This window comes from Corynebacterium sp. HMSC06D04, assembly GCF_001807315.1.
Classification (GTDB): domain Bacteria; phylum Actinomycetota; class Actinomycetes; order Mycobacteriales; family Mycobacteriaceae; genus Corynebacterium; species Corynebacterium simulans.
In genome coordinates this window covers 80,543-86,820 of record NZ_KV788540.1, presented here as the reverse complement: position 1 = coordinate 86,820, position 6,278 = coordinate 80,543, and the positions used below count along the sequence as shown (strand labels likewise).

Here is a 6,278-nt window from a genome sequence, read left to right as displayed (position 1 = left end):
CCTGGGGTGGAACTGCTAACAACGTAATGGGATGGAAAGGGGCTGGATTGCATGGTGGCTTCGAAAATCCACCGTGAATAGTTCATAATTATGTTTATGAAGATTCTTGTCGTCGACGACGAGCAAGCGGTACGCGAATCGCTGCGTCGCTCTCTCCGGTTCAATGGTTATGAAGTCATGATTGCCAGTGACGGCCTTGAGGCGGTGGAGGCTGTCCGCAATGAAAATCCGGAGCTGTTGATCCTCGACGTCATGATGCCCAACATGGACGGCCTTGAGGTCTGCCGTACTCTCCGCAGTGAGGGCTGGGAACACCCGATCCTGGTTCTAACTGCCCGCGATAGTGTCTCCGACCGCGTGGCTGGTCTCGATGCCGGAGCAGATGACTATCTACCGAAGCCATTTGCGCTGGAGGAGCTTTTGGCACGCGTGCGTTCTTTGCTGCGCCGCGCCGCTGCAGACTCCATTGGAGCACCGCACAGCGCGGAGACCGAGCTTTCCTTTGAGGATTTGCAGCTCAATGCGGAAACCCGTGAGGTAAAGCGCGGCGACCGGCAGATCTCTTTGACTCGTACTGAGTTTGCTTTGCTGCAGCTGCTGATGGAAAACCCGCTCAAGGTCATGCCGCGCAACGTGATTCTGGAAGAGGTATGGGGCTACGATTTCCCAACTTCCGGCAACGCACTAGAGGTCTACATCGGCTACCTGCGGAAGAAGACGGAAGGTGAGGGCGAATCGCGTCTCATCCACACCGTGCGCGGCGTCGGTTATGTTCTGCGGAAGTCGACACCGTGATTTTGAGGAAGCCAGCGCCCAACGCCGAGGCTTCCGAACAGGTACACCCCACCCCTGTTAACGAGATTGCCGGCGGAAGGGGGAGTTGGGCTTCTCGGGCGCCACTGCGGTGGCGTCTTTCGCTTGTTACGGGTCTGGTCGTGGCCATCGCCGTGGCGCTTATGACCCTGGCAACCTATTGGATCGTGTCTGAGTCTTTGACCGCGGCCGTCGACAAGCAGCTTGAGCAAAAAGCCGACGTGTTGATTCAGGAAAGCCTGGACCCGCGTTTTGTTGAATCTATCGATTCCGAAATCGCGAAGTTTAAGCTCTATAATCCATCGACTCGTATCGCGATTTCCCCGCCTTCCTGGAGCTTTACCTTTGGTGATGCCATCCCGGTGGGGGATAAGTTTCAGAAGGATGATGATTACACCGAGATCTCGGTGCGCACCGTCGGTGGCGAGCGCATCCTCGCAAAACGCCATGACTTAGGCACCACTGTGGTCTTGGCCCGGGACTTGAGCGAGACGAATGAGCTCATCGCGGCCATTGGTGCAATGCTGGTCGTTATCGTTGCGCTGGGCGTTCTGCTGGCGATCTTTGTCGGCATGCTCGTTTCCAAGACTGGTATGCAGCCGATTTCGCGCCTGAAGCGTGCGGCCGATTACGTCACGCAGACCAACGATCTGCGACCTATCGAGGTTGTCAACAATGACGAGATGGCGCAGCTTACGGTTTCCTTTAATCAGATGTTGGAAGCGCTGCAGCAATCGCGTGTGCAGCAGGCCCAGTTTGTGGCGGACGCGGGCCACGAGTTGAAGACTCCGTTGACCTCGATGCGTACCAACATTGAGTTGCTGATGATGATGAACAAGTCCGGCGGTGGGTTTGGTATCAGCGAAGAAGATCGCCGCGACTTGGAAGATGACGTCATGTCACAGATGACGGAGCTTTCTACGCTCATCGGTGACTTGGTCGACTTGGCTCGTGAGGACGCCACGGAGAAGGCTCCGGAGCCGGTTGACCTTATGGAGGTGCTCGAGTCTTCGCTAGCGCGCGCTAGGCGACGCCGCCCCGACGTCGAGTTCCGTGTGCGCTTTATTCCGTGGGTCCTAGAAGGCGATCCATTCGCCCTGGGCCGTGCAACGCTTAATCTGATGGACAATGCGGCGAAATGGTCGCCTGCGACCGGCACCGTGCGTGTGTTCATGCAGCAGATCAGCGAGCACGAGGTCCGTCTCCGGGTCGACGACTCTGGCCCGGGCATTCCGCCGGATGAGCGGGAGAAGGTATTCGAACGTTTCTATCGTTCCGCAGAAGCCCGCTCGATGCCGGGCTCTGGTTTGGGTCTGGCCATCGTCAAATCCGTGATTGAGCGCCACGAGGGCTCTATTGAAATTAAGGATTCGAACGACGGCGGCACGCGCATGGAGGCTATCTTGCCGGGGTACCGTGGGGAAGGCGAGACCTTCGTTGATGGCCTTTTCGATCCTTCCGCAAACGAAGAAGATGAGGCGGCAGTTGATCGCGGCACCATTTTCGCCGAGCGCTGGTTTAATCAGGGTTAATCTGCGCCGACCTTATTGCGGCATAAAAAGGAGTTGCGCTGCAGGTCAAGACATACAGAATTCTAACAGTTATTCTTATATGGCTAGCAGAATCGTTACAGATGCACCCCAGCCCACTGCGGCACAATTGCCTACATGAATACGAGGAACTCAAACATGAACGAGCCTGCGGATCCACGCGGCGAGAGGCCAGCGTCCGAGAATCAACCCAATCTTAGCAATTCTGCCGGTTGGAATGAACCGCGCCAGAACTCCGGGGCGCAGCCTAGCTCCAGTGGCCAGGCTGGTTCCTTTGGGATGCAGGGCGCAAATTTCAACCAAGGCGCGGGCAATCCCCAATTCGTCGGCGGCCAAGCAAATCCGCATACCCAAAGCTTCGGCGCGGGCCAGCCCGGCCAGGCAGGGCAGTTTGGCCAACCGGGCCAGCCTAATCAGGCCATAACTTACGTAGGGGCGCAACCGAACCCGCCAGAAAAGAAGAAGGTGGGCCTGGGCACGGCTTTGGCCATGATGCTCGCCGGCGCTGTCGCTGTGGGCAGCATTACTGGCCTAGCTCTAGGAGCGAAGGATAAGAACGATACGAGCACCGTAAACCAGGTTCTGCAGAATGAGCCGGTGGCTAATAGCACCGGTGAGGAACCAGCTGAGGGCTCGGTTGAGGCGACCGCGGCTAAGGTGCTGCCCGCTGTTGTTTCCATTGAGGCTTTGGGCCTTACCAGCGCTGCTGAGGGCTCTGGTTCCATCATCTCGCCGGATGGCTATGTGCTGACTAATCACCACGTGGTTGCCGGCGCTGAGCGTGGCGGCCAGTTGCGCGTCAGCATGAACGACGGCAGCAAGCACGAAGCTGAATTTATTTCTTCCGACGCAAACACCGACGTCGCGATCATCAAGATCAAGGACGTCAATGACCTGCCGTTCCTGCAATTCGGTGATTCTGACGCCGTGGCCGTTGGCCAAGAGGTCGTTGCTGTGGGCTCCCCGCTGGGGCTAAATGCCACGGTTACCTCGGGTATTGTCTCCGCGAAGAATCGCCCGGTTCGGGCTTCCCAGGAGGGCGGCGAGAGCTCGCTTATCGACGCCATCCAGACCGATGCCGCGGTCAACCCCGGCAACTCCGGTGGCCCATTGGTCGATATCAACGGCAACCTGATCGGTATGAACTCCATGATCGCTTCCTTGTCGAGCTCCGGCTCGAGCGAGGCAGGCTCCATCGGCTTGGGTTTTGCAATCCCGTCCAACTTTGCCAAGCGCATGGCTGACCAGCTCATCAACAAGGGCGAGGTTAAGCACCCAACCTTGGGCGTCAAGGTAGACGCGCGCGACAGTGGCGACGGCGCACGCATCGTCGAGGTTGAGCCAGGCAGCCCAGCAGAAGAAGCAGGGCTGAAGGCAGGCGACCTCGTCACCCGCGTCAATGACCGCCGCATCGAGAACTCCGATTCCTTGATTGCCGCAGCTCGCTCGCAAGACTTCGGAGCCAAGGTCACGCTCGAAGTCAGCAATGGGGAAGGAAAAGAACCTCGCCAGGTAGAGGTAACTCTTTCGGACGAGTAAATTATCCATTAACAAAAATCGCCCGAATCTTTGAAGAAGAATTTTTGGTCCTATAAAGGAGCTACATTGGCAGACCATGCTGACAACGAGACCAACAACGGCATTTTCGAGGTCTCTGAGGAATCCACAGGGTCTTTGTTGGACGTCGCTGAGCCTGATGACGCCTTCCTGATCGCCAGCGAGCAGGAACAAAACTTCAACGCGCCGCGCCGCGCACTGGTGGTTGTCATCACTGACCACCCAGACGAGAACTCGGATGATACGTCCCGTTTGGTCGGCGAGCTCCTTTCTGAGGCTGAATTCCAGGTCGATGGCTCCGTGACTGTTCGTTCCAAGAAGTCGAAGATTCGTCAGGCCATTGAAACCGCAGTTGTCGGTGGCGTTGACTTGGTCCTTACCGTCGGCGGTACTGGTGTTGGCCCGCGCGACAAGGCGCCTGAAGCCACACGCGCGGTCCTGGATCAGATGGTTCCCGGCATCGCGCAAGCACTGCGCTCTTCCGGCCAAGCCTGTGGCGCAGTCGATGCCTGCACCTCGCGGGGTATCTCCGGTGTTTCGGGCTCGACCGTCATCGTTAACTTGGCTTCCTCCCGCGCCGCAGTGCGCGACGGCATGGCCACGCTGGCCCCGTTAGTTCATTACCTCATCGACCAGCTGCAGAAGTACAGCGTCTAGTAGTAGCAGGTAAGTTCCCTTCTAGTATTCATGTCTGAACCTCGTAAACGCCGCCGGACCGTTCGTCGCTCCGCCGTGGACTATGACCGCACTGCCGACCAACCGGACTTTGTATCTGCTTTTGATAACTCAGGTCGGGAAAGCGGTGGGGACGCTCATCGCGTAGTCCAGCTCGATGAGGATGCCCCGGCTGAACGCCAGCACGATGAAGCGTTCTACAGGGAGCAAATGCCGCCGCATTATGGCCAATAGGCGCGAGCGTTTCCCACCTCTAATTATTGCCCATTAATAACGACGAACTCCGGTTGTCTTTTATCTAAAAGACAACCGGAGTTCGGTCTTTATGCAGGATGTAAAACCTTATGCCTGGTGGCGGCCGGTGCTCTCCTGGTTGTAGGAGGTCCCCGCAATGTTGTGGCCTGCACCGGAAGCGTTCTGTGCTTCCATTAGGTCGCGGATCTCGGTCAGGAGCTGCTCGGTGGTCGGAGCTGGCTCTTCTGGGTCAACGCCGTGGCGGCGCTTAGCAGCTTCGGAGAGCTTGTTGATCGGCATCACGATGAGGAAGTAAACAACCGCAGCGATGATGAGGAAGTTGAGGGCAGCGGTAATAACAGCACCGAAGTCCATGAAGGTGGACTCATTGTCGGTGATCTGGAAGCCCAGGCCCTTGACTTCTGCGGAGCCGAAGGAGTTGATCAGAGGCTGGATGAGATTGTTGGTGACGGCGGTGACGATAGCGGTGAATGCGCTACCAATGATGACTGCGACTGCCAACTCGATGACATTGCCGCGGAGGATGAAGTCCTTAAAGCCCTTCAGCATTGGGAGGGTTTCCTTTCCTAAAACACATTGTGACCCTCGCCCCCGAGTGACTTTTCCAAGTTAGTCATGAGTCAAATGTTATTAAAATTAAAAGCAGGGGCTAGTGAAGACTCACCCTAGCGAGTTTTAGGGGATGTGACAACGTTTCTGGCTCAATCGGAAGGCTTCTGGCAGCGGCTCTACGCTAGTTCATGCCGGTGGCTCGTTGTCCCACAATGACAACGGTGAGCGGTTGACTCAGCGAAGCGGCTGCCACGGCATCAGCTTGAGAAGCAGGCAGAGCTAAAAGCACGGTGGTGGCGCGGCTTTCTTCTTCGCCGCTGGTCGTCGTAATTACGCGCCCACCTGCGGCGATGACTGAGCCATCAGTTGTTTGGCCTTCTTCTATCTCTTCTTCGCTAGCGCCAGCGATGACATTGACCGTATCCCCATGGTGGAGGTGGGGAAGGATGTCAGGTTCTGCTGGCTTGAGTGGAATCATGTGGGATTCCTCGCCCGAGTTTTTTCCTGTGGAGTTATTCACTAAATCGTCCACGAGCTGCGGGCCAAGCAGTCTCGTCTCGGTAAGAATTTCTCCAGCCGAACCCGCCGATACGACCACGCGGCCTTCAAGCTCCTCGAGGTTGGTATCGACTTTCGTCTCCGGCAGTGCGCTGGCCGGGATGGGTGCTAGGGTGACGTCGTCAAGTGAAAGAGCATGGCCCGCAGGAACATCGCGGGCAAAGACCACCGCCAGCGGGTGTTCCTTGCGAGCGGAAAGCATGCTGAAGCCTGCTGCAGCAACCAGCACCAATGCAACAAAGCGTCTTAACATCAGCGCCCGCCGATGCCCTGGGGTGCGCAGCATTTTCAGCAATTTATCCGCAGTCATGCTCTTTT

Annotated in this window: 7 protein-coding genes; 5 read left to right on the top strand and 2 right to left on the bottom strand. The window is 57.2% G+C overall.

Features of this window, described 5'->3' with window-relative positions:
* Positions 1–96 precede the first annotated feature (96 nt).
* The 5 genes from HMPREF3155_RS05485 (at position 97) to HMPREF3155_RS12640 (ending at position 4,829) form a co-directional block, all read left to right on the top strand.
* Positions 97–795: a response regulator transcription factor gene (locus tag HMPREF3155_RS05485; RefSeq protein ID WP_070432767.1), complete on the top strand. Its 699-nt coding sequence runs from the start codon at positions 97–99 to the stop codon at positions 793–795.
* Positions 792–2,345 carry a HAMP domain-containing sensor histidine kinase gene (locus HMPREF3155_RS05480; RefSeq protein ID WP_070432759.1) on the top strand — a complete coding sequence of 518 codons (1,554 nt, stop codon included), beginning with the start codon at positions 792–794 and terminating at the stop codon, positions 2,343–2,345. The genes HMPREF3155_RS05485 and HMPREF3155_RS05480 overlap by 4 nt, the downstream gene beginning before the upstream one ends.
* Before the next feature lie 156 nt (positions 2,346–2,501).
* Entirely contained in the window at positions 2,502–3,902 is a 1,401-nt protein-coding gene (locus HMPREF3155_RS05475; RefSeq protein ID WP_246815014.1) for a S1C family serine protease, read from the top strand.
* A 102-nt stretch (positions 3,903–4,004) separates the two neighbouring features.
* The gene (locus HMPREF3155_RS05470; RefSeq protein WP_061921496.1) at positions 4,005–4,577 is read left to right on the top strand and encodes a MogA/MoaB family molybdenum cofactor biosynthesis protein; all 573 of its coding nucleotides are present in this window, start codon (positions 4,005–4,007) and stop codon (positions 4,575–4,577) included.
* A gap of 30 nt (positions 4,578–4,607) precedes the next feature.
* The gene (locus HMPREF3155_RS12640) at positions 4,608–4,829 is read left to right on the top strand and encodes a hypothetical protein (protein ID WP_082787616.1); all 222 of its coding nucleotides are present in this window, start codon (positions 4,608–4,610) and stop codon (positions 4,827–4,829) included.
* A 108-nt stretch (positions 4,830–4,937) separates the two neighbouring features.
* On the opposite strand, the gene mscL is transcribed toward HMPREF3155_RS12640, so the two are convergent.
* Both mscL and HMPREF3155_RS05460 read right to left on the bottom strand, forming a co-directional pair.
* Positions 4,938–5,399, bottom strand: coding sequence for a large-conductance mechanosensitive channel protein MscL (gene mscL, locus HMPREF3155_RS05465; protein WP_062035580.1), 462 nt, complete (start codon positions 5,397–5,399; stop codon positions 4,938–4,940).
* A gap of 184 nt (positions 5,400–5,583) precedes the next feature.
* Positions 5,584–6,270, bottom strand: coding sequence for an SAF domain-containing protein (locus HMPREF3155_RS05460; RefSeq protein ID WP_070432757.1), 687 nt, complete (start codon positions 6,268–6,270; stop codon positions 5,584–5,586).
* Positions 6,271–6,278: the final 8 nt, after the last annotated feature.